Origin of the sequence: Variovorax sp. PBL-E5 (assembly GCF_901827185.1) — a bacterium.
Taxonomy (GTDB): Bacteria; Pseudomonadota; Gammaproteobacteria; order Burkholderiales; family Burkholderiaceae_C; genus Variovorax.
Genome location: NZ_LR594671.1, coordinates 3236176 through 3259859, shown reverse-complemented (window position 1 = coordinate 3259859; position 23684 = coordinate 3236176). Strand labels below are relative to the sequence as shown.

The following is a 23684-nucleotide window of genomic DNA, read 5'->3' as shown; positions in this document are numbered from 1 at the left end:
AACAAGTGGACGCCACCCTCATCAGCCTCATCGTCGCCTTCGGCTTCGGCCTCGTCAGCTTTCTGCTGACGCGCTGGTGGTCGCGCCGCAGCCAGCAGAAGAAGACCGAGCGCGAACGCGCCGCGACCGCGGCCAGCCAGAGCCGCCAGGTGCGGCGTGCACGCGAACGGCGCAGGCACCGCTGAAGCACGCGCGCATCCGGCTCAACTCCAGGCGCCGACCTGCAGCCGCACGCGGCCCGTGATGCCCGGCGTGCTGAGCGCCGCGCCCTGCTGCGAGAGCGGCACCACGAACTCGAGCTTGCCGTCGATCACCTGCTGATAGCTGATCGGCAGCGAGGCCTGCCCGGCGGTGTCGGTCTGCCAGCCGTATTTCACGTTCCACTGGTGGCTGGTGCTGCCTTCGGGCGGCGGTTCCATCTCGATGATCAGCGTGTCGCGGTAGAGCGAGCTGCCTTCGTAGTGGCCGTCGAGCCAGAACTTCTTGTTGACCTGGTAGTCGGGCACGCGCACACCCAGCGTCATCGCGTAGGCCAGCGTGCGCCGGTTCGGATCCACCTTCGCGCGGTTGGCGAGGAACACGGTCGACAGGTAGATCGACTTGTTGTCGGGGTTCGCGGCGTCGGTCAGTTCCTTGTGGGTGCGGCAGGCCGGCGAGTCCTCCTCGGCGACGCGCCGGCTCAGGTACCAGCGCTTGCCGCGCGGCGCGGCCAGCAGCTCGACCTGGTAGAGCGCATCGACGTCCGCGTCCTTCGGGATGTCGGGCGGCAAGGCGACCTGGTCGACATCGAACCACAGGTCGACCCGCACGTCGCCGAACAGGAAGCGCACCAGATTCTGGTAGGCCTCCTCGGAATTGACGATGCCGAAGAAGCCGGAGTGCGAACGGTAGGTGAACGCGCGCGCCGTCGGCTTGAGCTTGCCGGCGTCGTCCTTGTACCAGAGCGCGGCATTGTCGATGCGCACCAGGCCGTCGCTGCCCTGGCCGGCGAACATGCGCGACAGGCCTTGCGCCACTTCGTAGTCGCCGCGGTTGCTGCCGATCATGCAGAAGAAGCGCTCCGGCGACGGCTGGATGCCGGCGGGCAGGCAGTCGACGCGCCCGTCGGCCGCGGCCGACGTGTCGAGGTAGTCGGCCATCTTGTCGCGGTTGAAGGTATTCATCTCGCTGGCCGAGAGCCAGGTCGGCACGTTGATGCCGGCAACGTCGATGCCGTTGTGCGGCGTCGCGAAGGTGAACACCTTGTCGACGCTGGCACGCGCTTCGGGCGTGCCGAGCGCATGGTTCTGCAGGAAGGCGCGCACCACGAGGCCGCCCATCGAATGCGCGACGAGGTAGCAGCGGAATTCGTCCTTCGTCAAGCCGGCGCCGGGGTGCTGCGAGACCAGGTCGCGCACGCGCAGGATCAACTGGCCGAGTCCTGTCGCGTAGGTCTTGACGTCGCGCGCCTGGCCGTCGCCCAGGAGCGCGGACCCGGCGTCGTAGTAGCGATAGATGACGATCGAGGTGGATGCGATGCCGTCCACGTCGCGGCCGGTATCGTCCGGCGGCGGCTTCCAGTCCGGATCGAGGATGTCGAGGCCGTTCTGGTAGACGTTCTGGTAGCCGTATTCCGACAGCAGCCGCACCACCGGCGACTCGAAGACGAACTTCTGCGCCGCCGCGTTCTTGTCGACCGTGGCGCGGTACACCGTCGAGCCGACATTGAAGCCGCAGAACGGATCCGCCGCCGTCTCGTCGCGCTCCGACGCGGTCATCGCGTAGCCGCGCACGTAGATGATCGGATAGCGGTTGCTGCTCATGGCGTGTCCTGTCGGCGCCGGGCTGCGGCGGGACGACGACTGTGACTCGGATGGCGCTTGGCGGCCATACAGCGGGCGGCGTAGGTCCTCTGTCGAGGTCTTGCTCCCTCCCCGGAGGGTTGGGGAGGGGGCTTCCGGGGCTTTGAACTGTGCGCTGCGTTTGATCGGAGGCCGGAGCCGGGAGTTCGCCCCGGCGGGCGACTCACTTTCTTTGTCTCGCCAAAGAAAGTAAGCAAAGAAAGGCGACCCCACTGTGCGCGACCCTCCGCTTCGCTACGGGCAACCTGCGGTGCTCGCTTTTCGGCGCGCACAGAGGGGCTTGGGGTCAACGCGCCATGGCGCGTATATGTGTTTCTCGGGCCATCGCTTCGCTCGGCTGCGCAAATGGCATCGAGTAACGCTGCCAGCTGCCAATTGCCAATTGCCAATTGCCAATTGCCAATTGCCAATGACTCGCCCGCCGGGGCGAATTCCCGGCTCCGGCCTCACATCAAACACAACGCCAAATCAAAGGCCCGCAAGCCCCCACCCCAACCCTCCCCCAGAAGGGGAGGGAGCAAGTCATGTGCTTGTCCTCGGCCAGCTTCGCGATGCGCGCCATCGGCTCCTGCCACGGATGAAAAGCGAGGTCGAAGGTGCTGTTGTGCACCGGCAGCAGCACCTGGGCGTGCACGTCCTCGAAGGCCTGCACGCTTTGCTCCGGCGTCATGTGGACCGAGGGCCAGTGGCTGTCGTAGGCGCCGTTCTCGATCAGCGCCAGGTCGAAGCCGCCGAAGCGTTCGCCGATTGCCTGAAGTTCGGCGAATAGCCGCCGTCGCCACTGTCGTAGAAGCGTTGCGCGCGCTGCGCCAGGTAGCCGATGATCGCGGCATCGAGATGGTCGTAGTGGTCGTGCGAAATGATGACGCCCTCGATCGCCGGCAGCTGCGCGAGTGCGATCGGCGATTCGTCGAAGCGCTTGGGCCCGATCCACTGGAAGGGCGACGCGCGCTCGCTGAACATCGGATCGATCAGCCAGTAGCTGCCGCGCAGCTTGAGCAGGCTCGACGAATGCTCGATGCGCGCCACGTGGTTGGCTTGCGGATCGAGCGCATCGAGCTGTGCGGCGCCGAGCGCGTGCACCGGAATCGGGTCGATCGGCATGGTGCCGGTCTTGGTCTCGAACAGGAACCTCGGCCAGATCTTCCATGGGCTCGCCGAGGGCAGGGCCTGCGGGTTCGGCGGGTTGCGGAAACCGCAGCCCTTGAACTGCGGCGATGACGCATAGGGCGATGCGTCGCAAGGACCATGGCCGGCGCAGGCCGCGAGCAGGGCACAGGCCGCGACGGCGAGCGCCGCATGCAGCCGGCATGGCCGCAGGCACCGGTGTGCGAAGGCGAAGGAGGGCAGCATGGACATGGCGTGCGAATTCATCGAGCGGGCAAAGGCGCCGCGCCGAGCTTACTGAATCCGGCATAGACCATTCGTCCCATTGATCGCGCCTGCCAAAGGTGAAATATTCCACGCCGAACCACGAGGAGCCGCATGGACGACACCATCCAGAAGCTGGTGAACGCCCGTCGCATGGCGCTCAACGGCAGCGACGACGGCGGACGGCCCTGGGGGCTGGCGCTCTCGGGCGGTGGCATCCGCAGCGCGACCTTCTGCCTCGGCCTGCTCAAGGCGCTGGCGTCGCGCCGGCAGTTGCTGCGCTTCGACCTGATCTCCACCGTGTCCGGCGGCGGCTACATCGGCGCCGCGCTGGGACGGCTGTGCACCAATGCCGGCTCGGCCGACGAGGTGCGCGAGATCGAGCGCACGCTCGGCGATGTCGACCGCTCGCGCTTCGGCTGGTGGCTGCGCGCCAACGGCCGCTACCTGATCCCGGGCGGCATGCGCGACACGCTGTTCGCGACCGCGCTCTACCTGCGCAACCTGCTGGGCACGCACGTCGAGATCGCGATCGCCGCGAGCCTGATCGGCATGGTGCTCGCCGCCACCAACCTGCTGCTGTGGGATGCGGTGTTCCGCGCGGTGGACCTCGATGGCGCACAGGCCGACGTGGCGCTCGCCGGCGCCGAACTCACCAGCACGCAGGCGCTGCTTGCGATCGTGCAATGGGCCACGCAGGTGCCGACGCTGTGGTTCACCTGGATCGGACCCTTCATCGCGTCGCTGGTGCTCGCGTGCGCTTACTGGTCGGTGCGCGACAAGCCATCTCCCTCCTCGATGTTCCTGCAGGTCGGCATGTGGTGCGCGCTCGGCGCCGGCGCGTGTTGGGTGGGTCCGCAACTGGTCCATCACTACAGCGGCCCGCAATGGCTCGCGCCGGCCTTCGTCGGCTTCGCGCTGTGCTGGATCGTCGCCTTGCTGTGGGGGCTCTGGCGCGGCCGGCAGCGCAACGCCAGCCAGCTGCGCAACGAGCTGACCGATGCGCTGGCCTCGGTGCTCAACACCGCGCTGCTGATCGGCCTGCTCGGCCTGCTCGACCGCAGCGCCTGGTGGCTGGCGGCCGACAATCAGCAGCAGCGCATCTCCTACGGCGCCGTGCTGCTGGTCGCGGCGGCGGCGCTGCGCGGCGTGCTGCCGACGCTGCTGTCGCAGAAGGGCCAGGCGCCCGGCATCGGCAAGACGGTGCTGCTGACGCTGGCCAGCCTGCTCGGGCTGGTGCTGGCCTTCTGCCTTGCGGCCTGGTGGATCGGCGTGGTGTACGCAGCCGTGTTGCTGCAGGTCTTCACGCCCGAAGGGCTCGACTTCTCGCGCGGCTGGGTCTGGCTCGGGACCATCGGCGTGATCGTGGGCTCCTATGCACTGGTCACGGGGCGCAACTTCGCCTTTCTCAACATCTCGTCGCTGCACATGTTCTACCGCGCGCGCATCGTGCGCGGCTACCTCGGTGCGGCCAATGCGCGGCGGCTCGGCGCCAGCCCGACCGACGAGATCTCGGGGCTCGAACCGCCGCAGGTGCCGGTGGGCGAGGTCGATGCGCACGACGACATCGCGCAGCTGCACTATGCGCCGCATCTGCACGGCGGGCCGGTGCATCTGGTCAATGTCTGCATCAACCAGACGCACGACTCCAAGGAGCGGCTGTTCAATCGCGATCGCAAGGGCCTGCCGCTGACCATCGGTCCGCTCGGCTGGATGCAGGCCGGCGGCGGCGCGTGGCTGCAGGCCCGTGCCAAGGCCGCGCTCACGCTCGGTGCCTGGACCGCGATCTCGGGCGCCGCGATCGCGCCGGGCCTGGGCCGCGTGACCAAGCGCGGCATCTCCGCGCTGTCGGTGTTCGCGGGCCTCCGGCTCGGCTATTGGTGGGACAGCGCCGACGCCGGCATGGTGCAGCGCGGCGCCGCCGCGCGTGGCAGCACGCTCCTGATGAAGACGCGCTTCCTGTTGCTCGAATGCTTTGGCGCCTTCCCGGGCAGCAGCTCGGCCAACTGGTACCTGAGCGACGGCGGCCATTTCGAGAACACCGGCGCCTATGCGCTGCTGCGTCAGCAGGCCGCGCTGATCGTGATCGCGGACTGCGGCGCGGATCCGGACTACCGCTTCTGCGACCTCGAGATCCTGATCCGCCGCGCGCGCATCGACCTCAATGCCGAGATCACCTTCATGAAACCGCAACCGGACGCCGAGTGGTCGCACCGGGAGGCCTTCGGTTCGCTCAACGACCTCGCTTCGCCCAGCAGCCAGGCCTGTCTTGCGATGGCGAACGTGCGCTACGCCAGCGGCGCCACGGGGCAGATCGTGCTGGTCAAGCCCAATGTCTCGGCCGCGCTGCCGGTCGACCTGGTGAACTTCAAGGCTGCCAATCCGCTCTTTCCGCAACAGCCGACCACCGACCAGTTCTTCGACGAGGCGCAGTGGGAAAGCTACTTCCAGCTCGGCGCCGAGATCGGCCACCGGCTCAAGGGCGAGCTGCTCGACCAGGTCGCGGCGGGTGCGCAGGGGCTTTTCGTGCCCGACGATGGCCAGTCGCTGCCGGTGGACGATGCCGATGCGCCGCGCACGGCCGGCGAGCGCAGCGACGGCGCTGCGGCCGCGGCCGTCGGCAAGATGAGCCGCCTGCAGGCGCGCGTGATCAAGGCCGGTGCGGTGACGGCATCGGTCGGGCTGGGCACCGCCGCCACCTTCGGCGTCGCGGCCTGGCAGGGCATCGACAACTGGCGCTCGCAGCAGGCTGCGACCGAGCAGTCCGAGAACACCGCCTTCAAGGACCTGAGCAACGTCTGGGCGCACCTGCCGGCCGGCACCTCGGCGAGCGAAGCGCCCTCGCTGCTGGCGGCCGAATTGCTGCGTACCGGCGACCTGCTGTGCCGCGAGGGCAGCGACAACTTCATGGCCAAGTTCCGTCTCTCGGTGCAGATCGTCGACGATGCCAAGCGCGCGTGCGCCAAGGAAGCGCCGCAACAGCGCACGCCGGCCTGTGCGCGCCTGCTCGACGCGGGCAACGGCATCGACTGCCTGCAGCCGACGCGGGCGCCGGCCTGTGCGCCGCGCTACTGGGCGCGCGACTACAGCGGCCAGACGGCGTCGAAGGAAAACTGCAGCGGCACGGCACCGACCCCATGGCCGGCGGTGGTGTGGCTGCGCGACGTGGTGACCGGCGGCCCTGCCGTCCAGGTCGCGGCCGCGCCGCCGCCGGTGGAGGCTCCTGCGCCTTCGGCCATGCGTGGCATCGAACCGGGACAGGTCGGCGCAGCGTCCGGAGAGGCCGGTGCGACGCCGCCCGAGGCCGGGGGCGCACCGGTGCCCGCAGCCGACGTGTGCCGTGGCGTCGTGGTCTACATCCAGCTCTACGGACCGGCGCTGCGCGACGCGGCGCGCGCGTTGCGCGAGCCCTGGCACGCGCTCGGTGCCTCGGTGCCGCCGGTCGAGGACGTGCTGCGCACCTCGCGCCAGGCCGGGCGCTCGCCGCCCACCGGCCATCCGCAGCCGAGCGTGATCATCCGCGACGAGTCGCAGCGCGCCTGCGCCCAGGCGCTGGTGCAGACCGCCGCATCGCCGACCGGGCAGCCGTGGACCATCAAGCTGTTGCCGCGCTCGCTCAAGGGCGCGGCCGATGCAATCGAGGTCTGGCTGCCGCGCGCCCGGGATACCTACGGGAACTGAACAGGGCCGCGGCCCCTAATCCGCCCCCGCCCGCCAGACCCGCGCCAGCACCGCCAGCTTGGTGCGAAAGGTATGGCGCTCGTCCGACAGCGCATCGATGAAGTCCGACAGCCGCTTCGACTTGATCATCGTGTAGACCGTGAGCCAGGTCGTGAAGATGCCGATGCCGAACAGCCAGGCCGCCTTGCGCCACCACGGCGCATCGGCCTCGGCCAGCAGGTTCATGCCGAGGAAGCCGGTGGTGATGGTGCCGATCAGGCCGAACAGCGTCACCACCGTGAGCCGCACCACCGTGTTGGCCTGGCGGCGCAGGCTGTCGGCATCGAGGTACGTGTTCATGTCGGCGATGCGCACCTTGACTTCGTCGTACAGCGGATCGAGCCCCAGGTGCGTGGTGCACAGATGGAACAGCGCGCGCACCTGCGCCTGCTCCGAGATTTCGTGGAACCAGTAGCGGTGCGTGAAGCGCAGGAAGCCCTCGAAGCTCATGCGGATCGCGCGCTTGAAGCGCTTGACGCTCGCGACGTCGTGCACGTCGAGATTGCGCAGCGCCTCCACCAGCCGGTCCGAGAACATCAGCAGCGCCGCCTTCTGGAAATGCGCGATCAGGAACAGCAGGAAGTGCTGGTGCCTGAACTGCGCGAGCACGCCGCGGTCGCGGCAGCCGAAGAATTCGGAGCGCGCATCGCCGACCACGATCAGCGCGCGGCCGTTGCACAGGTAGCGCGTGTTGGGCGCGGCGCCGGCATCGACCCAGAAGCGGTCGTAGCAGTAGCGCTGCTCGAAGTCGGCCACCTGCGCCTCGGCATAGGGCAGCGGTCCGGCGCCGCCGACCGCGGGCTCCGCGGCGCCCGTGACCATCGCGAGCCGGATGAAGTCGCTGCGCGACAGGCGCCGCGGATCGTCGAGCGAGAGGTAGGCCATCACCGGCATGCGGTAGTACTCGAGCTGGCGAAAACGCAATGCGCCCGGCTCGTCGGAATGGTCGCTCACCAGCGGCTGCATCAGCCAGGCCCAGTGGGCCGCGAGGCGCGGCGCGCGGTGCTCGGCCACGTGCGAGAGAAAGGCCTCGCGCTGCTGCGCATCGGAGCGCGCGAGCACGCGGCCGTCCGCGGCCAGCCATTCGACGCTGTTCATGCAATGCAAGGCCTGGCCCTGCGCGTCCCAGCCGCCGGGGTAGGCGCGGCCGAAGCGGTAGAGCAGCTCCTGCGCCTGCGGCAGCCCGAGGTCGTCGGCGCCGACCTCGACGTTGAGCAGCACCACGTCGACGTCGAAGAAGAAGTACAGATCGACATGCACCACCTGCAGCGTGACCGCCGCGTCGCCGGGCTTCGGCACCACGCGCACGGCGGCGACATCGTGGCGGCGGAACACGCGCATCGGCGATTCGCTGCCGATGTCCGTTCCGGCCTCGCGCCCGCGGCGGCCGTCGCCATAGAGAAAGCGCTGCACATAGGGCAGGAAGCTCACGAACTCGTTGTAGTGCCGTTCGTGGAAATGATCGCTGCTGCCGTTGTATTCGTCGATCTCCTCGCGCCAGGGCGAGGCATCGCCGAGTTCGCGCAGCACCTGCCACGGGCCGCGATGCGCATGGCGCGGCTGCGTGGTCGGCATCAGCCGCAGCGGCCACAGCAGGGTCTGGCGCAGATGACGCACGACCGGCGTGGCGCTCGCGCTGTCGAGCTTCGTCGCGGCGTCCGATGTGTCGGTGATCAGCATCGCGTCAGTTTAGGCAGGCGAGGCGCCTAGGGGAATCCCTAGTGTGGCGCTGAAACCGGTTTCAATATACTTGCCGCCGTGCACTACCAATTCCAGTTCGAAGCCGTCTTCGCCGCCTGGCCGCTGTTGCTCAAGGGCACGTGGATCACCATCCAGCTCTCGCTCGTCGCCACGCTGCTGGGCCTGGTGGTCGCCATCTTCTGCGCCTGGGGCAAGACCTCGGGGCCGGGCTGGCTGCGCTTCATCGTCAATGCGTACATCGAGGTCATCCGCAACACGCCCTTCCTGGTGCAGCTGTTCTTCTTTTTCTTCGCGCTGCCGGCCATCGGCTTGCGCTGGTCGCCCTACACCGCGGCGCTGACTGCGATGGTGGTGAACCTCGGCGCCTACGCGACCGAGATCATCCGCGCCGGCATCGAGTCGATCCCCAAGGGCCAGATCGAGGCGGGCAGGGCGCTCAACCTCAAGCCGTGGGAGATCTTCCGCTTCGTCATCATCAAGCCGGCGCTGAAGGCCATCTATCCGGCGCTCACCAGCCAGTTCATTTTGCTGATGCTGAGCTCGGCCGTGGTGTCGGTGATCTCGGCCGATGACCTCACCTCGGTCGCGGCCAACCTGCAATCGCAGACCTTCCGCAGCTTCGAGATCTACATCGTGGTCGCCGCGATCTACCTCGCGCTGGCGCTGGCCTTCTCGGCGCTGTTCAAGCTGATCTACCAGCGCACGCTCAACTATCCGGACCGGCGCTGAACACCATGCGTACCTTCGGCACTCCCGAATTCCTGTTCATCCTCGAAGCGGCCAGGTGGACGCTGGCGCTGTCGCTGATCGCCTTCGTCGGCGGTGCGATCCTGGGCCTCGTGGTCGCGCTGGCGCGCACGTCGGACAGCAAGACCGCGCGCACGCTGTCGACCGGCTTCATCCAGATCTTCCAGGGCACGCCGCTGCTGCTGCAACTGTTCCTGATCTTCTTCGGCGCGCCGGTGCTCGGCTTCGACATCAATCCGTGGATTGCCGCCGGCGTCGCGCTGGTGCTCAACAGCGCGGCCTTCCTCGGCGAGATCTGGCGTGGCTGCATCGAGGCGGTGCCGCGCGGCCAATGGGAAGCGGCGGAAGCGCTGAGCCTCAACTACAGCGCACGCATGCGCGACGTGGTGCTGCCGCAGGCCTTCAAGATCGCGCTCGCGCCGACCGTGGGTTACGTGGTGCAGATCATCAAGGGCACTTCGCTGGCGGCCATCATCGGCTTCACCGAGATCACGCGCGCCGGGCAGATCATCAACAACGCGACCTTCCAGCCGCTGTACGTCTTCACGACGGTGGCGGCGATCTACTTCGTGATCTGCTGGCCGCTGTCGCTGCTGGCTGCGCACATGGAGCGTCGCCGCGCGCGTGCCCTGGCGCGCTGAGCACTGAGCACTGCGTTTTCTTTTCTCATCCGACTTCAAATCAAGGAGACTCCGACATGAACCATTCCATCGCCCGCCGCACGGCCCTCGCAGCCATCGCCCTGGGCGCCGCGCTCACGGCGTTCGCACCCTTCGCCTCGGCCCAGAGCGTGGCCGACATCAAGAAGAAAGGCGAGATCACCATCGGCATGCTGGTCGACTTCCCGCCCTACGGCACCACCGATGCCAAGAACCAGCCCGACGGCTACGACGCCGACGTCGCCAAGCTGCTGGCCAAGGACTGGGGCGTCAAGGCCAACATCGTGCCGGTCACCGGGCCGAACCGCATTCCCTTCCTCCTGACCAACAAGGTCGACCTGCTGGTGGCTTCGCTGGCCATCACGCCCGAGCGTGCCAAGCAGGTGCAGTTCTCGACGCCCTATGCGGCCGCGACCATCGTTCTCTATGGCAAGAAGGGCAGCGCGATCAAGAGCGCGGCCGACCTGAAGGGCGTGCGCGTCGGCGTGGCCCGCGCCAGCACGCAGGACGTGGCCGTGACCAAGGCCGCGCCCGAAGGCACCGAGATCCGCCGCTTCGACGACGACGCCTCGGCCATGCAGGCGCTGATGTCGGGTCAGGTCGATGCGATCGGCTGCTCGGTCACCGTGGCGGCGCAGATCGCCAAGCGCGTGCCGGCCAACACCTTCGAAAACAAGTTCACGCTGGTGCAGCAGGCCATGGCGATCGCGATGCGTCCGGGCCAGGACGACCTGCTCAAGAACGTGAACGACTTCGTTCAGAAGAACACCGCCAACGGCGAGCTCAACAAGCTCTACAACAAGTGGCTCGGCGCTGATCTGCCCAAGCTGCAGTAGGACGCGAGAAGCCATGACGGACGCAGTCACGACCCAGGCGGGCGCCGACACCATCATCCGGATGGAGGCGGTGAACAAGTGGTACGGCACCTTCCAGGTGCTGACCGGCATCGACCTGTCGGTGAAGAGCGGCGAACGCATCGTGATCTGCGGGCCGTCCGGCTCGGGCAAGTCGACGCTGATCCGCTGCATCAACCGGCTCGAGACGGTGCAGAAGGGCCGCATCGTGGTCGACGGCATCGAGCTCACGGCCGGCGGCAGGAACATCGACGCCGTGCGCGCCGAGGTCGGCATGGTGTTCCAGCAGTTCAACCTGTTCCCGCACCTCACCATCCTGCAGAACTGCACGCTGGCGCCGATGCGTTCGCGCGGCCTGAACAAGGCCGAGGCCGAAGCGATCGCCATGAAGTACCTGACGCGCGTGCGCATTCCCGAGCAGGCCGCCAAGTACCCGAGCCAGCTGTCGGGCGGCCAGCAGCAGCGCGTGGCGATCGCGCGCGCGCTGTGCATGACGCCCAAGATCATGCTGTTCGACGAACCCACTTCGGCGCTCGATCCCGAGATGGTCAAGGAAGTGCTCGACACCATGATCGGCCTGGCCGAGGACGGCATGACGATGCTGTGCGTCACGCACGAGATGGGCTTCGCACGCAGCGTGGCCGACCGCGTGATCTTCATGGCCGAGGGAAGGATCGTCGAAGAGGCGCCGCCGGAAGAGTTCTTCGCTCATCCCAAGAACGAGAAGACCAAGCAGTTCCTCGGGCAAATCCTCTCCTCTCACCAAGCGCATTGACGTGTTCCAGGTACTGATCTCGCTTTCGTCCTACGGCGCAGCCGAAGTCGGCCGGCACGGCCAGCTGTGGTGCGCGCAACTCGCGAAGGCGGCCGGCGCCGACGGCGTCGAGGTGCGCGGCGAGCTGCTGCGCGATCCGTCGTCGGAGCTGCCGGCGCTGGCCGGACTGGCTTCGGTCTATTCGAGTCCCGAAGGTCTGTGGGCCGAAGGGGGCATGCTCGACAGCGCCGCGCTCGCGCGCGGCCTCGCCGCCGCGACCGCGCTCGGCGCGCGCCGGCTCAAGACGGCGATCGGCGATTTCCGCGTGTCCTCGCACGGCGCGCTGGCGGGCCTGAAGGCGCAGCTGGACGAGACCCGCATCGAGCTCGTGATCGAGAACGACCAGACCGTGTCGGCCGGTTCGCTGCCTGCATTGCAGGCCTTCTTCAAGGCGGCCGACCACGCGGGGCTCGACCTCGGCATGACCTTCGACATGGGCAACTGGCACTGGCTCGGCGAATGCCCGCTGCAGGCCGCCTCGGCACTGGCCTCGCGCGTGCGCTACGTGCATTGCAAGGGCGTGCAGCGCCTGCCCGCGAAATGGGTGGCGGTGCCGCTGGCCGACTCGGTCGCGCCGTGGCGCGCGGTGCTGCGCGCATTGCCGGCCGACGTGCCGCATGCGATCGAATACCCGCTGATCGGCGACGACCTGCTCGCCGTCACGCGCGACCAGGTCGCGCACATCCGCGCGCTGCGCGCTGTGTCATGACGAAGCCTGCCTTCGACGTCGCGCTGTTCGGCGAAGCTATGCTGCTGCTGGTGGCCGACCGCCCCGGACCGATCGAGAACGCGACCGCCTTCCACAAGCGCACCGCCGGCGCCGAGACCAATGTCGCCATCGGCCTGGCGCGCCTCGGGCTCCAGGTCGGCTGGGCCAGCCGCCTCGGCACCGACTCGATGGGCCGCGCACTGCTGGCCGCGATGCAGGCCGAGGGCATCGACTGCTCGCACGTGGTCAGCGACGCGACGCAGCGCACGGGCTTCCAGTTCAAGGGCCGCGTGACCGACGGCAGCGATCCGCCGGTCGAATACCACCGCAAGGGTTCGGCCGCCAGCCACATGGGCCCGGCCGATGTCGACGAGGCCTGGCTGCGTTCGGCACGGCACCTGCATGCGACCGGCGTGTTCCCGGCCATCTCCGACACCAGCCTGCAGGCCGCGATCCGCAGCATGGCGGTGATGCGCGCGGCCGGCCGCACGATCTCCTTCGATCCCAACCTGCGGCCCACGCTCTGGTCCTCGCCCGAGCGCATGCGGCAGGAGATCAACGGCCTCGCCGCGCGCGCCGACTGGGTGCTGCCGGGCATGGAAGAGGGCGTGTTCCTCACTGGCGAGCCGACGCCCGAAGGCATCGCGCATTTCTATCGCGCGCTCGGCGCGAAGCTGGTGGTGGTCAAGCTCGGCGCCAACGGCGCCTACTACGACAGCGACGTGGCCGGCACGGGGCGCGTCGACGGCTTCCCCGTGAAAGAGGTGATCGACACGGTCGGCGCCGGCGACGGCTTCGCGGCCGGCGTGATCAGCGCGCTGCTCGAAGGCCGGCCGGTGCCCGATGCGGTGCGGCGCGGCGCCTGGATCGGCGCGCGCGCCGTGCAGGTGCTTGGCGATACCGAAGGCCTGCCGACGCGGGCCCAACTCAATGAGGCGAACTTGTGATGCAAAAAAAGAAGGTGCTGGTGTTCCGCGAACTGCCCGATGACCAGCTGGCGCGCCTGCAGGCGGTGCACGAGGTCACGGTGGCCAATCCGCGCATCGCCGCGCAGCGCGAGGCCTTCGAGGCCGCGCTGCCCACGGCCCAGGGCATGATCGGTTCGGCCTATCCGGTCGATGCCGCGCTGCTCGACCGGGCGCCGAAGCTCGAGGCGATCGCCAGCGTCTCGGTCGGCGTCGACAACTACGCGCTGTCCGAGCTGCATGCGCGCGGCATCCTGCTGTGCCACACGCCCGGCGTGCTCGACGAGACGGTGGCCGACACGGTGTTCGCGATCCTGATGGCGACCTGCCGCCGCGTGGTCGAGCTGTCGAACCTGGTGCGTGAAGGCCGCTGGGACAAGAACATCGGCGACGAACTGTTCGGCTTCGACGTGCACGGCAAGACGCTCGGCCTGCTGGGCTTCGGCCGCATCGGTCAGGCGATCGCGCGCCGCGCCGCGCTCGGCTTCGGCATGCCGGTGCTTTACCACGCGCGCCATCCGGTCGACCTGGCGGCGCAGGCGCCCGAGCTGCAGGGCCGCGCCATCCATACGCCGCTGGACGATCTGCTGGCGCGTGCCGACATCGTGGTCGCGATGCTGCCGCTGTCGGACAGCACGCGCGGCATGATCGATGCGCGCGTGTTCGGCGCGATGAAGCCGGGCGCGATCTTCATCAACGGCGGGCGCGGCGCGACCGTGCAGGAAGACGCGCTGCTCGCCGCGCTCGACCAAGGCACGCTGCGCGCCGCGGGGCTCGACGTGTTCGCCACCGAGCCCTTGCCCAAGGCCTCGCCGCTGCGCACCCACCCGCGCGTGACGCCGCTGCCCCACATCGGCTCGGCCACGCACGAGACGCGCCACGCGATGGCCGAGCTGGCGACCACCTGCCTGTTGCAGGCGCTGGCGGGCGAGCGGCCGGCAGCGGTTTTCGATACGGCTGCGGCGTGAAGGCGAGGCCGCCACGAGCAACGATCGCGGATGTCGCGAAAGCGGCAGGGGTGTCCAAGGCCACCGTTTCCCGATTCCTGAATCACCGCGAGCGCCTGCTGAGCCCCGACATCGCGGCGCGCGTCGAAGTCGCCGTCACCCAGCTCGCCTACACGCCGAGCCTGATGGCGCAGGCGCTGAGCCATGGCCGCTCGCGGCTGATCGGCCTCATCGTCGCCGACATCACCAATCCCTATTCGGTCGCGGTGCTGCGCGGCGCCGAGAAGGCCTGCCAGGATGCGGGCTACCTCGTGATGCTGTTCAACCTCGGCAACGACATCGACCGCGAGCGCGAGGCGATCGATGCGCTGGCGGGCTACCAGGTCGACGGCTTCATCCTCAACACGCTGGGCCGCGGCGCCGGCCTGGTCGATGCCGATGCGCTGCATGGCCGGCCCGCGGTGCTGGTGGATCGGCGCCATGCCGGCATGCACACCGATTTCGTGTCGCTCGACAATGCGGCCGCGATGAAGACCGCCTGCGGCCACCTCGTCGAAGGCGGATGGTGCGAGCTGCTGTACATCACCGAGCCGCAGAAGGGCGTGAGCTCGCGGCGCGAACGCACCGCGGCCTTCGGCGGCTGCATGGAGGCGCATGCGTCGGACGCGCCGCGCGTGGCCGGGCAGGTATTCGAAAGCACGGAAGGCGACGCCGATGCGCTCGAAGCGGCGCTGCGCGCCTTGCGCCAGCGCGCGAAGCGCGGGCGGCGCGCGGCGGTGATCGCCGGCAATGCGGTCGTCACGCTGCGCGTCGCGGCGGCGATGGCGAAGCTCGGCTGGCGCTTCGGCGAGGAGCTGGGTTTCGTCGGCTTCGACGATCCCGAATGGACATCGCTGATCGGGCCCGGCCTGAGCGTCATCTCGCAGCCCACCGATGCGATCGGCCGCACCGCAGCGGTCTGCCTGATCGAGCGGCTCAAGGGGCTGGAGACGGCGCCGCGTCAGTTGCTGCTGCCGGGTGAGCTGGTGATTCGCGGCTCGTCGCGCGCACTTGCGGCCTAGCGCCGCGCACGCAGCTCAGCGCGCGGCCCAGTCCGGTGGCCGCTTGTCGATGAAGGCCTGCACGCCTTCGAGCGCCGCCTCGTCCATCATGTTGCAGGCCATCGTGCGGCCGGCGTCCTCGTAGGCGGCGGCGATGTTCTTCTCGATCTGCCGGTAGAACAGCGCTTTGCCCATCGCCACCGCGACGCGCGGCTTGGCCACGATGCTCGCCGCGAGGCGCTCGACCTCGGCATCCAGCTGCGCGGGCTCGGCGACGCGATTGACCAAGCCTTGTTCCATGGCGCGCGCGGCATCGATGAACTCGCCCGTCACGAGCATCTCGAACGCCGCCTTGCGCGAGAGGTTGCGCGACAGCGCGACGCCGGGCGTCGAACAGAAGAGGCCGAGCGTCACGCCGCTGACCGCGAAGCGTGCGTCCGATGCCGCGACGGCCAGGTCGCACATCGCGACCAGCTGGCAGCCGGCCGCGGTGGCGATGCCCTGCACGCGCGCGATCACCGGCACCGGCAGATGCTGGATCGCGAGCATCACGCGCGTGCATTGCGCGAACAGGGCCTGGTAGTGATCGAGCGAAGGTTGCGCGCGCATCTCCTTCAGGTCGTGGCCGGCGCAGAAGGCGCGGCCCTCGGCGGCCAGGATCACCACGCGCGCCGCATCGTCGTGCGCGATCGCATCCAGCTCGGCCTGCAGCGCGTCCAGCATCGCGGCGGACAGCGCATTGAAGGTGCGCGGGCGGTTGAGCGTCAGCGTGACGACGCCGCGCGCATCGCGCGCGGTGCGTACCAGCGGGTCGGAGGGCCCGCCGGGGTTCTCGCCGGATGCAGTCTCGTGGATCTTCGTCATACGTGTCTCCATGCGGTCCATTGTGGACCGAAGTCCTGACGATTCGATCGTTCGCGCCGTCGTTACGGCCGAATCGCCGGCCCTTGCGACGCAATGGCGGCTTCCCGCTGCCAGCCCTCGCTCCTACAGTTCCTTCTGGTTGAACAGGAGTTCGTCATGAGCCCGATCCCCCTTCGCAAAGTCCTCGTGCTGGGTGCCGGCAAGGTGGGCAGCACGGTGGCCGACATGGTGGCGGAATACCACCGGCTTGCGGTCACGCTCGCCGATCGCGCGCATCCGGTGCCGGTGCCGGACGACCGTCTGGTCGAGCGCATCGTTCTCGACGTCGGCGACGACGCGGCGCTGGCCGCGGCGCTGGCCGGCCACGACGTGGTGATCAACGCGCTGCCTTTCCATCTTGCGGCGCGCGTCGCCGCCGCGGCGCGCGCATGCAACGTGCATTACTTCGATCTGACGGAAGACGTGGCGGCCACCGCCGCGATCCGTCTTCTGGCCGAGGGCGCGCGCAGTGTGATGATGCCGCAGAGCGGGCTGGCGCCGGGCGTGATCGGGATGCTGGGCGCCCACCTGGCCGGCCGCTTCGACACCTTGCACGACCTGCGGCTGCGCGTCGGCGCGCTGTCGCGCCATGCGACCGGGCGGCTGCGCTACAACTTCACCTGGAGCATCGACGGCGTCATCAACGAGTACTGCCATCCATGCGCGGCCATCGTGCAGGGCCGGCAGGTGTCGGTGCAGCCGCTGGAGGGTCATGAGAGTTTCGTGCTCGACGGCGAGACCTTCGAAGCCTTCAACACCTCGGGCGGCCTGGGCACGCTGTGCGAGACGCTGGCGGGCCGCGTGCGCAACCTCGACTACAAGACGATCCGCTATCCGGGCCACCGCGATGCGATGGACTTTCTCCTGCACGACCTGCGCCTGGTCGAACGGCGCGACCTGCTGCGGCAGGTGCTGGAGCATGCGGTGCCGCACAGCCGCGAGGACAGGGTCATCGTGTTCGCATCGGCGTGCGGGCTGCGCGCCGGCCGCTTCGAGCAGGAGAGCCGTGTAGCCCGCATCGCCGGCGGCCGCTTGCGCGGCGTCGAGCGCACGGCGATCGAACTGGCGACGGCGGCGGGCGTGGTCGGCGTGGTCGAGCTGCTGCGCAACGGCCACCTGCCGGCGCGCGGTTTCGTCGGCCAGGAGCAGGTGCCGCTGGACGCCTTCCTGGCCACCCGCGTCGGCAGCTGCTATGCGGCACTCGGCGACACGCCTGCGGCTGCAGCATGGCCGGCCGAGCTGCATCGCGGCCCGGCGCCCGCGCATACCTGGCCGCCGTCGCTGCGACGCAGGACCCGCAAGGAGCCACAGCCATGAACGATCCGCTCTCCCTCTTCGAACGCTGCGGCATCGGCGCGGCGGAACGGGCCGGCGGCACGCTGCCCGTGCGCTCGCCCATCGACGGTGCCGAACTCGCGCGCCTGCACGAGACCCCGCTGGCCGGGATGCCGGCGCTGATCGCCCGCGCGAAGTCCGCGTTCGCGCGATGGCGCGACGTGCCGGCGCCGGTGCGCGGCGAACTGGTCCGGCTCTGGGGCGACGAACTGCGCAGCGCCAAGGCCGACATCGGCCGGGTCGTCTCGATCGAGGTCGGCAAGATTGCCGAGGAGGGCCTCGGTGAAGTGCAGGAAGGCGTGGACATCTGCGACTTCGCGCTCGGCCTGTCGCGCCAGCTCTACGGCCGGACCATCGTGTCGGAACGGCCCGGGCACCGGATCATGGAGCAGTACCACCCGCTCGGGCCCGTCGCCGTCATCACGGCCTTCAATTTCCCGAGCGCGGTGTTCGCATGGAACACGGCCCTCGCGCTGGTGTGCGGCGATCCGGTGCTCTTCAAGCCGTCGGAGAAGGCGCCGCTGTCGGGCCTGGCAACTTTCAGGGCGCTGGAGCGGGCCATCGCGCGCTTCGGCGAGCGGGCGCCCGCGGGCCTGGCCCAGATCGTGATCGGCGGTGCCGCACAGGCCGAGGCGCTGGTCGACAGCACCGACATTCCGCTGGTCTCGGCAACCGGCTCCACGCGCATGGGACGCGCGGTCGGTCCGCGGGTCGCGGCGCGCTTCGGCCGCCGCATCCTCGAGCTCGGCGGCAACAACGCGATGATCGTGACGCCCGAAGCCGACCTCGACCTGGCGCTGCGCGCGATCCTGTTCAGCGCGGTCGGCACCGCAGGCCAGCGCTGCACCTCGCTGCGCCGGCTCATCGTCCATCGCACCGTCAGGGAGCGGCTGCTGTCGAAGCTGGTGCCGGCCTACGACAGCCTGCGCATCGGCCATCCGCTGGAGCCCGGCACGCTCGTCGGACCACTGATCGACCAGGCGGCCTGGGAGGCGATGCAGCGCGCGCTCGAAGACGCCATGGCGCAGGGCGGCCGCGTCGTCACCGGCGGGGAGCGTGTCCATGCCGAACGCTTCGCGCAGGCGTTCTACGTGCGGCCCGCGATCGTCGAGATGCCGGCGCAGACCGCGGTGGTGCGCCGCGAAACCTTCGCGCCGCTGCTCTACGTGCTGGCCTACGACGCCTTCGACGAGGCCATCGCGCTGCACAACGACGTGCCCCAGGGGCTGTCGTCGTGCATCTTCTCGAACGACCTGCGCGAGGTCGAGCGCTTTCTCTCGGCGGCGGGTTCCGATTGCGGCATGGCCAACGTCAACATCGGTCCGAGCGGTGCCGAGATCGGCGGCGCCTTCGGCGGCGAGAAGGACACCGGCGGCGATCGCGAGAGCGGCTCCGACGCCTGGAAGCAGTACATGCGGCGCAGCACCAACACCCTCAACTTCTCGAGCCGGCTGCCGCTGGCGCAGGGGATCCGCTTCGAGTGACGACCTTCTGCGGCATCGGATGGCGCGGGCTCAGGTCGAGCAGGTTCCAGGCGTCGATGGCCGACAATCTCTCGCTGTTCGCCCGTTCCCCGAAGTCCCATGTCCCAGCGATCCCCGCAACGCATTCAACCCACCCTGACCGGAGACACCGTCGAGCTCCGGCCGCTTCGCGCCGAGGACCGGCAGGCGCTGCTGGCGGCGGCGGCCGACGGCGAGTTGTGGAACTCGAAGCTGACCGTCGTCCCCGGGCCCGACACCGTCGACGCCTACATCGACGCCGCATTGGCCGGGCGCGAGGCCGGCACGGTGATGCCTTTTGCCATCGTCCTGCGGCGCAACGGCCGGGTCGTCGGCTCCACCCGCTTCTGGAAGATCGATGCCGTGCATCGAAAACTCGAAATCGGCAGCACCTGGCTGAGCGCGTCGATGCAGCGCACGGGCGTCAACACCGAGGCGAAGCTTCTGCTTCTGACGCACGCCTTCGAGGCCCTGGATTCGGTGCGCGTCCAGTTCACCACCGACGAGCTGAACGAGCGGTCGCGAGCGGCGATCCTGCGCCTCGGCGCGAAGCAGGAGGGCATCGTTCGCAACGAGCGCATCATGCCCGACGGCCGCAAGCGCAACTCGGTGCGCTTCAGCATCATCGATGCCGAATGGCCCGGCGTGAAAGCCGCCCTCACGAAGAAGATGCGAACATAGCCGCCTCGCCAGCCACGCGATGGAACGTGCAGAAGGTCACGAAAAATTCACGCGGCTGACGCATGCGTGCAGGGCTGCGGCTCGTCAAGCCCTGAGTCCATGGCATTCTTGGAAACCAGAATGAACACCTATCCGACAGCCAGCCAGGCCAACGGCGTGGCCCGCACGCTGAGCAAGAGCTCGGCCTGCACCATCGTCGCCTACCGGACCGATGACCACTCTTTCGTGACCGCGCGGCCAGCGGATGTCGTGCACGGCCTGGTGGTCGGCATCTACCGCAACGGGTATCAGGTGCGCTACCCGGAGCGCAAGGCGAGCGCTTGACCGCCGAAGGCGGATTGCCCGGCGCCTTGCGCGCGCTGCTGCACTCGCAGCGCGTCGCGGCACTCGGGACGCTCGACGACGATGGCGCACCCTTCGTGTCGATGGTGCCGTTCGCGGTGGTGCCGTTCGCGGTGGTGCCCTCGTTGGGATGCCTGGCGCTCCATGTCAGCGGTCTGGCGGCCCACACTGGTCATCTGCTGCGACGGCCCGGCGTGTCGCTGCTCGTCATGCAGCCCGGGGTGGCCGGCGAGCCGGTCCATGCCTTGCCGCGCGTGACCCTGGCGGGCGAGGCCACGATGCCGGTCCCCGACAGCCCCGCGTGGCACGCATGCCGGGCCGCCTACCTGGAAAGATTTCCCGAGGCCGAGCCGATGACGCAGCTCGACGACTTCCGTTTCGTCGCCATCCGCCTGGCACATGGCCGGCACATCGCCGGCTTCGGCGCCGCGCGCGATGTGGGCCCGGACGAGCTCGAACGCGCGCTCGCAGGCCCGGTCCTCCGAAAGTGAAAGGCGGCGAAGCGGCGGGGCGCGCAGCCGCCGGCTGACCTCATTCCTCGCTCGTCCACTCCACCTGCACGCCGAGGCCGCGCAGGTTCTCGACGAAGCCGGGATGCGCGCGGCGGATCGGCGTGGCATTGCGGATCTCGGAGCGCCCCTCGATGCTGGCCGCCACCATGAAGAGCGCGATCGCGACGCGGATGATGTAGGGGCTCTCCACCACCGCCGGCACCAGCGGATTGCCGCCGAAGGTGATGAGCCGGTGCGGATCGGACGAGAACACGTGGGCGCCGAACTTCGACAGCTCGCCCGTCCAGCCCAGCGCGCCGTCGTAGACCTTGTTCCAGAACATCGCGTTGCCCTGCGCACGCACGCCCAGCGCGATGAAGATGGGCAGCAGGTCGACCGGAAAGTAGGGCCACGGCGCCGCCTCGACCTTGGTCAGCACGTTGCTGGTGAAGGGCGTCTGCACCTTCAGCGGGCCGCTGCGGATGGCGCGCGACCAGCCGTCCTCGTGCGCGATCCGCACGCCGAACTTGGCGAAGGTGCGGTCGATCAGCGGGAAGTTCCCGGGCGCGCTGTTGCGCACGCTCACGTCGCCGCCGGTGATCGCGCCGAGCGCCAGGAAGGTCGTGATCTCGTGGAAGTCCTCGTCGAACCGGAACTCGCCGCCGCCCAGCGGCTGGCCGCCGTGCACGGTCAGGCGCGAGGTGCCGATGCCTTCGATGCGCACGCCGATCATCGCCATGAAGCGGCAGAACTCCTGCACGTGCGGCTCCGACGCCGCGTTGGTCAGCACCGATGTGCCATCCGCGGCCGCGGCGCACAGCACGAAGTTCTCGGTGGTGGTGACCGAGGCGTAGTCGAGCCAGTGATCCGTCGGCCTGAGCCGGCCGCCGCTGCGCACCAGCAGGGAACCATCGACACGCTCGACCTCGCCGCCGAAGCGGCGAAACACATCGACGTGCGGATCGATCTCGCGCACGCCCAGCGTGCAGCCCTTGACGTTGTCCTCCAGCCGCGCGACGCCGAAGCGCGCGAGCAGCGGCGGCACCAGCATGATGGACGAGCGCATTTCCTCCGGCAGCCGGTGGCGCGCGGCGTCGAAGGCGGTGTCGCGGTGATGCAGTGCCAGCGTGCCGGTCGCGTGGTCCATCTGCACCTCGCTGCCCAGGGTGCGGAAGATCTCGAGGATCTTGCGTACGTCGGTGATGTCGGGGACGCCGTGCAGGCGCAGCGGCTCGAAGCTCAGCAGCGTCGCGCACAGCACCGGTAGCACGGCATTCTTGTTGGCGGAAGGGGTCACGCGGCCGCGAAGCGGCGCGCCGCCGTGCACGATGAGATTCGACATTCCCGCACTGTACCCGGCGGCCGGCGCGAACCCGCTTGACCGTCGCGCCCGCACCCCGCAGCATGCATGTCCATGAACCTCGCAACCTGGCTCATCTACCTTCTGGCGGCCCTCGGGCTTTCGCTGTCGCCCGGCCCCAACGGCCTGCTGGCGCTGACGCATGGCGCATTGCACGGCCGGCGCAAGACGCTCTACACCATCTTCGGCGGCGCGCTCGGCTTCATCGCGGTCGTGGCCCTTTCGATGTTCGGCATCGGGGCGCTGCTCAAGGCCTCGCTGGTGGGGTTGACCGTGATGAAGTGGGTCGGCGGCGCCTACCTCGTCTGGCTCGGCATCCAGGTCTGGCGCTCGCCGCCGATCGGCATCGACGTCGAGGCTTCGGCGCAGCCCCGCACGGGCTTCTCGCTGTTCCGGCAGGGCGCGCTCTCGGCGCTCACCAATCCCAAAGGCCTGCTTTTCTTCACGGCTTTCCTGCCGCAGTTCATCGACCCGGCGCGCAGTCTCTTCGGCCAGTTCGTCATCATGGCCGGGACCTTCGCCGTCATCGAGATCGCGATCGAACTGCTCATCGCCAGCATGGCGCATCGCATCAGCCCCTGGTTGCGGCGCGTGGGCCGGCGCTTTAACCAGGCCTGCGGCGGCGTGTTCATGGCGATCGGACTGGCGCTGCCGCTGCGCGCCTGAGCGGTGGCGCGCCCCTTGAAAGCGGGGCACATCCGATGCAATGTGGACGATGTCCATTTTGCGTGCTAAGGTTGGGTTCACCGCATTCGAAACCCTCCGTTCAAGGATCCCCATGGCACAGAATCTCTGGCTCAACCTGCCCGTCAGGGACCTCGCCCGATCACGCGCATTCTTCGAGGCCCTCGGCTTCGCCATCAACGACCGGCATGGTCAGAGCCACATGGTGAGCCTGGTGGTCGGCGACCCCGGCGTGATCGTCAATCTGTTCCCCGAATCGGCCTTCGCGGCCATGGCGGGCGCCGGCGTCTCCGATGCCGCGAAGGCGGCCGAGGTCATGCTGTCCCTCGGCGCGAATTCGCGCGAGGAAGTCGACACCCTCACGCGCAAGGCCAAGGCCGCAGGCGCCACCGTGTTCGGCGAGCCCGCCGAGGTGCAGGGCTGGATGTACGGCAGCGGCTTCGCCGACCTCGACGGGCATCGCTGGAACCTGCTGCACATGGACATGGGCCGCATGCCCAAAGGCTGATCGGGCGCCTCGATCGAGACGTGCGCGGCCTTGTCTCAGCGTTCGGGCGGCGCGACCGCGCTGCGGCGGTCCACCTTGCGGCTCAGCACCACCGACGTGTGGGTCTTTCGGATGCCCTCGATCAGTCCGATGCGATCGAGCAGGGCGTCGAGCTGCTCGTTGGTCTCGCAGTGCAGGAGCACCATGTAGTCGTACTGGCCGCTGACGGCCGAGACCTCCTCGACCTCCGGCAGCCGTTCGAGCGCGCGGACGACGCCGGCACCCATCCTGGGCGCCACGCTCAGGCCGCAGTAGGCCCGCACCGCGGCCTGCTCGAGCTGCTGCCCGAGCCGCACGCCGTAGCCGGCGATCACGCCATCGCGCTCCAGGCGCGCGATGCGTGCCACCACCGTCGTGCGCGCCAGCTCGAGCTTGCGCGCGAGCAGCGCCGCCGACTCGCGCGCGTTGGCCCGCAGCAGGCTCAGCAGGTGGCGGTCGGTATCGTCCAATCAGCGCTCCGGCATGCCCAGA

24 protein-coding genes are annotated in these 23684 nt (G+C 69.0%); 17 read left to right on the top strand and 7 right to left on the bottom strand.

Features of this window, described 5'->3' with window-relative positions:
* Positions 1-5: 5 nt before the first annotated feature.
* A complete protein-coding gene (locus WDLP6_RS15790) occupies positions 6-185 on the top strand; it encodes a hypothetical protein (RefSeq protein ID WP_162593105.1) in 180 nt (59 codons plus the stop codon).
* A gap of 18 nt (positions 186-203) precedes the next feature.
* Here WDLP6_RS15790 and WDLP6_RS15785 read toward each other — a convergent pair whose 3' ends face one another.
* From WDLP6_RS15785 to WDLP6_RS15780, 3 genes are all read right to left on the bottom strand, one after another.
* Positions 204-1802 carry a hypothetical protein gene (locus WDLP6_RS15785; protein ID WP_162593104.1) on the bottom strand — a complete coding sequence of 533 codons (1599 nt, stop codon included), beginning with the start codon at positions 1800-1802 and terminating at the stop codon, positions 204-206.
* A gap of 490 nt (positions 1803-2292) precedes the next feature.
* Positions 2293-2553, bottom strand: a complete 261-nt coding sequence (locus tag WDLP6_RS35110) for an MBL fold metallo-hydrolase (protein ID WP_232077472.1) — start codon at positions 2551-2553, stop codon at positions 2293-2295.
* The gene (locus tag WDLP6_RS15780) at positions 2553-3200 is read right to left on the bottom strand and encodes an MBL fold metallo-hydrolase (protein ID WP_232077081.1); all 648 of its coding nucleotides are present in this window, start codon (positions 3198-3200) and stop codon (positions 2553-2555) included. Before WDLP6_RS15780 ends, WDLP6_RS35110 begins: the two co-directional genes overlap by 1 nt.
* A gap of 126 nt (positions 3201-3326) precedes the next feature.
* Here WDLP6_RS15780 and WDLP6_RS15775 point away from each other — a divergent pair, with 126 nt between their 5' ends.
* Positions 3327-6893: a patatin-like phospholipase family protein gene (locus WDLP6_RS15775; protein ID WP_162593103.1), complete on the top strand. Its 3567-nt coding sequence runs from the start codon at positions 3327-3329 to the stop codon at positions 6891-6893.
* Between the two features lie 15 nt (positions 6894-6908).
* Here WDLP6_RS15775 and WDLP6_RS15770 read toward each other — a convergent pair whose 3' ends face one another.
* Positions 6909-8612 carry a hypothetical protein gene (locus WDLP6_RS15770; RefSeq protein WP_162593102.1) on the bottom strand — a complete coding sequence of 568 codons (1704 nt, stop codon included), beginning with the start codon at positions 8610-8612 and terminating at the stop codon, positions 6909-6911.
* A 78-nt stretch (positions 8613-8690) separates the two neighbouring features.
* On the opposite strand from WDLP6_RS15770, the gene WDLP6_RS15765 reads away from it, so the two are divergent.
* The 8 genes from WDLP6_RS15765 to WDLP6_RS15730 are packed head-to-tail and all read left to right on the top strand — an operon-like array spanning position 8691 to position 15389.
* Positions 8691-9362 carry an amino acid ABC transporter permease gene (locus tag WDLP6_RS15765; RefSeq protein ID WP_162568067.1) on the top strand — a complete coding sequence of 224 codons (672 nt, stop codon included), beginning with the start codon at positions 8691-8693 and terminating at the stop codon, positions 9360-9362.
* 5 nt (positions 9363-9367) lie between these two features.
* Positions 9368-10021 (top strand): amino acid ABC transporter permease, encoded by a 654-nt coding sequence (locus WDLP6_RS15760; protein ID WP_162593101.1) that lies wholly within the window; start codon positions 9368-9370, stop codon positions 10019-10021.
* Positions 10022-10077: 56 nt separating this feature from the next.
* On the top strand, positions 10078-10875 hold the full coding sequence (locus WDLP6_RS15755; protein ID WP_162593100.1) for a transporter substrate-binding domain-containing protein: 798 nt from the start codon (positions 10078-10080) through the stop codon (positions 10873-10875).
* Between the two features lie 13 nt (positions 10876-10888).
* The gene (locus WDLP6_RS15750; protein ID WP_162593099.1) at positions 10889-11668 is read left to right on the top strand and encodes an amino acid ABC transporter ATP-binding protein; all 780 of its coding nucleotides are present in this window, start codon (positions 10889-10891) and stop codon (positions 11666-11668) included.
* A gap of 1 nt (position 11669) precedes the next feature.
* Positions 11670-12416 (top strand): sugar phosphate isomerase/epimerase family protein, encoded by a 747-nt coding sequence (locus WDLP6_RS15745; RefSeq protein ID WP_162593098.1) that lies wholly within the window; start codon positions 11670-11672, stop codon positions 12414-12416.
* Positions 12413-13363 (top strand): sugar kinase, encoded by a 951-nt coding sequence (locus tag WDLP6_RS15740; RefSeq protein ID WP_162593097.1) that lies wholly within the window; start codon positions 12413-12415, stop codon positions 13361-13363. Before WDLP6_RS15745 ends, WDLP6_RS15740 begins: the two co-directional genes overlap by 4 nt.
* Positions 13363-14349: a 2-hydroxyacid dehydrogenase gene (locus WDLP6_RS15735; RefSeq protein ID WP_162593096.1), complete on the top strand. Its 987-nt coding sequence runs from the start codon at positions 13363-13365 to the stop codon at positions 14347-14349. Before WDLP6_RS15740 ends, WDLP6_RS15735 begins: the two co-directional genes overlap by 1 nt.
* Positions 14346-15389 (top strand): LacI family DNA-binding transcriptional regulator, encoded by a 1044-nt coding sequence (locus tag WDLP6_RS15730; protein WP_162593095.1) that lies wholly within the window; start codon positions 14346-14348, stop codon positions 15387-15389. The genes WDLP6_RS15735 and WDLP6_RS15730 overlap by 4 nt, the downstream gene beginning before the upstream one ends.
* 15 nt (positions 15390-15404) lie before the next feature.
* On the opposite strand, the gene WDLP6_RS15725 is transcribed toward WDLP6_RS15730, so the two are convergent.
* Entirely contained in the window at positions 15405-16232 is an 828-nt protein-coding gene (locus tag WDLP6_RS15725; RefSeq protein WP_162593094.1) for an enoyl-CoA hydratase, read from the bottom strand.
* 156 nt (positions 16233-16388) lie between these two features.
* On the opposite strand from WDLP6_RS15725, the gene WDLP6_RS15720 reads away from it, so the two are divergent.
* The 5 genes from WDLP6_RS15720 to WDLP6_RS15700 all read left to right on the top strand — a co-directional run bounded on the left by WDLP6_RS15720 (position 16389) and on the right by WDLP6_RS15700 (position 20622).
* A complete protein-coding gene (locus WDLP6_RS15720) occupies positions 16389-17588 on the top strand; it encodes a saccharopine dehydrogenase family protein (RefSeq protein WP_162593093.1) in 1200 nt (399 codons plus the stop codon).
* A complete protein-coding gene (gene amaB / locus WDLP6_RS15715; protein WP_162593092.1) occupies positions 17585-19090 on the top strand; it encodes an L-piperidine-6-carboxylate dehydrogenase in 1506 nt (501 codons plus the stop codon). Before WDLP6_RS15720 ends, amaB begins: the two co-directional genes overlap by 4 nt.
* 99 nt (positions 19091-19189) lie before the next feature.
* Positions 19190-19789: a GNAT family N-acetyltransferase gene (locus WDLP6_RS15710; protein ID WP_162593091.1), complete on the top strand. Its 600-nt coding sequence runs from the start codon at positions 19190-19192 to the stop codon at positions 19787-19789.
* 120 nt (positions 19790-19909) lie between these two features.
* Entirely contained in the window at positions 19910-20113 is a 204-nt protein-coding gene (locus tag WDLP6_RS15705) for a hypothetical protein (RefSeq protein WP_162593090.1), read from the top strand.
* The gene (locus WDLP6_RS15700) at positions 20110-20622 is read left to right on the top strand and encodes a HugZ family pyridoxamine 5'-phosphate oxidase (RefSeq protein WP_162593089.1); all 513 of its coding nucleotides are present in this window, start codon (positions 20110-20112) and stop codon (positions 20620-20622) included. Before WDLP6_RS15705 ends, WDLP6_RS15700 begins: the two co-directional genes overlap by 4 nt.
* 40 nt (positions 20623-20662) lie before the next feature.
* Here the strand turns inward: WDLP6_RS15700 and WDLP6_RS15695 are convergent, their stop codons facing one another.
* Positions 20663-21964, bottom strand: coding sequence for a UDP-N-acetylglucosamine 1-carboxyvinyltransferase (locus WDLP6_RS15695; RefSeq protein WP_162593088.1), 1302 nt, complete (start codon positions 21962-21964; stop codon positions 20663-20665).
* A gap of 72 nt (positions 21965-22036) precedes the next feature.
* Between WDLP6_RS15695 and WDLP6_RS15690 the strand changes: the two genes are divergently transcribed.
* Both WDLP6_RS15690 and WDLP6_RS15685 read left to right on the top strand, forming a co-directional pair.
* A complete protein-coding gene (locus WDLP6_RS15690; protein WP_162568052.1) occupies positions 22037-22648 on the top strand; it encodes a LysE family translocator in 612 nt (203 codons plus the stop codon).
* 112 nt (positions 22649-22760) lie between these two features.
* Positions 22761-23174, top strand: a complete 414-nt coding sequence (locus WDLP6_RS15685; RefSeq protein WP_162593087.1) for a VOC family protein — start codon at positions 22761-22763, stop codon at positions 23172-23174.
* Positions 23175-23209: 35 nt separating this feature from the next.
* Here WDLP6_RS15685 and WDLP6_RS15680 read toward each other — a convergent pair whose 3' ends face one another.
* Positions 23210-23662 (bottom strand): Lrp/AsnC family transcriptional regulator, encoded by a 453-nt coding sequence (locus tag WDLP6_RS15680; RefSeq protein ID WP_162593086.1) that lies wholly within the window; start codon positions 23660-23662, stop codon positions 23210-23212.
* Positions 23663-23684 lie beyond the last annotated feature (22 nt).

Excerpts from the sequence above, each read along its gene's own strand:
- WDLP6_RS15785 (WP_162593104.1), bottom strand. The coding sequence starts at position 1,802 with ATGAGCAGCAACCGCTATCCGATCATCTACGTGCGCGGCTACGCGATG.
- WDLP6_RS15780 (WP_232077081.1), bottom strand. The coding sequence starts at position 3,200 with ATGTCCATGCTGCCCTCCTTCGCCTTCGCACACCGGTGCCTGCGGCCA.
- WDLP6_RS15775 (WP_162593103.1), top strand. The coding sequence starts at position 3,327 with ATGGACGACACCATCCAGAAGCTGGTGAACGCCCGTCGCATGGCGCTC.
- WDLP6_RS15770 (WP_162593102.1), bottom strand. The coding sequence starts at position 8,612 with ATGCTGATCACCGACACATCGGACGCCGCGACGAAGCTCGACAGCGCG.
- WDLP6_RS15760 (WP_162593101.1), top strand. The coding sequence starts at position 9,368 with ATGCGTACCTTCGGCACTCCCGAATTCCTGTTCATCCTCGAAGCGGCC.
- WDLP6_RS15755 (WP_162593100.1), top strand. The coding sequence starts at position 10,078 with ATGAACCATTCCATCGCCCGCCGCACGGCCCTCGCAGCCATCGCCCTG.
- WDLP6_RS15750 (WP_162593099.1), top strand. The coding sequence starts at position 10,889 with ATGACGGACGCAGTCACGACCCAGGCGGGCGCCGACACCATCATCCGG.
- WDLP6_RS15740 (WP_162593097.1), top strand. The coding sequence starts at position 12,413 with ATGACGAAGCCTGCCTTCGACGTCGCGCTGTTCGGCGAAGCTATGCTG.
- WDLP6_RS15735 (WP_162593096.1), top strand. The coding sequence starts at position 13,363 with ATGCAAAAAAAGAAGGTGCTGGTGTTCCGCGAACTGCCCGATGACCAG.
- WDLP6_RS15725 (WP_162593094.1), bottom strand. The coding sequence starts at position 16,232 with ATGACGAAGATCCACGAGACTGCATCCGGCGAGAACCCCGGCGGGCCC.
- WDLP6_RS15720 (WP_162593093.1), top strand. The coding sequence starts at position 16,389 with ATGAGCCCGATCCCCCTTCGCAAAGTCCTCGTGCTGGGTGCCGGCAAG.
- amaB (WP_162593092.1), top strand. The coding sequence starts at position 17,585 with ATGAACGATCCGCTCTCCCTCTTCGAACGCTGCGGCATCGGCGCGGCG.
- WDLP6_RS15710 (WP_162593091.1), top strand. The coding sequence starts at position 19,190 with ATGTCCCAGCGATCCCCGCAACGCATTCAACCCACCCTGACCGGAGAC.
- WDLP6_RS15705 (WP_162593090.1), top strand. The coding sequence starts at position 19,910 with ATGAACACCTATCCGACAGCCAGCCAGGCCAACGGCGTGGCCCGCACG.
- WDLP6_RS15695 (WP_162593088.1), bottom strand. The coding sequence starts at position 21,964 with ATGTCGAATCTCATCGTGCACGGCGGCGCGCCGCTTCGCGGCCGCGTG.
- WDLP6_RS15690 (WP_162568052.1), top strand. The coding sequence starts at position 22,037 with ATGAACCTCGCAACCTGGCTCATCTACCTTCTGGCGGCCCTCGGGCTT.
- WDLP6_RS15685 (WP_162593087.1), top strand. The coding sequence starts at position 22,761 with ATGGCACAGAATCTCTGGCTCAACCTGCCCGTCAGGGACCTCGCCCGA.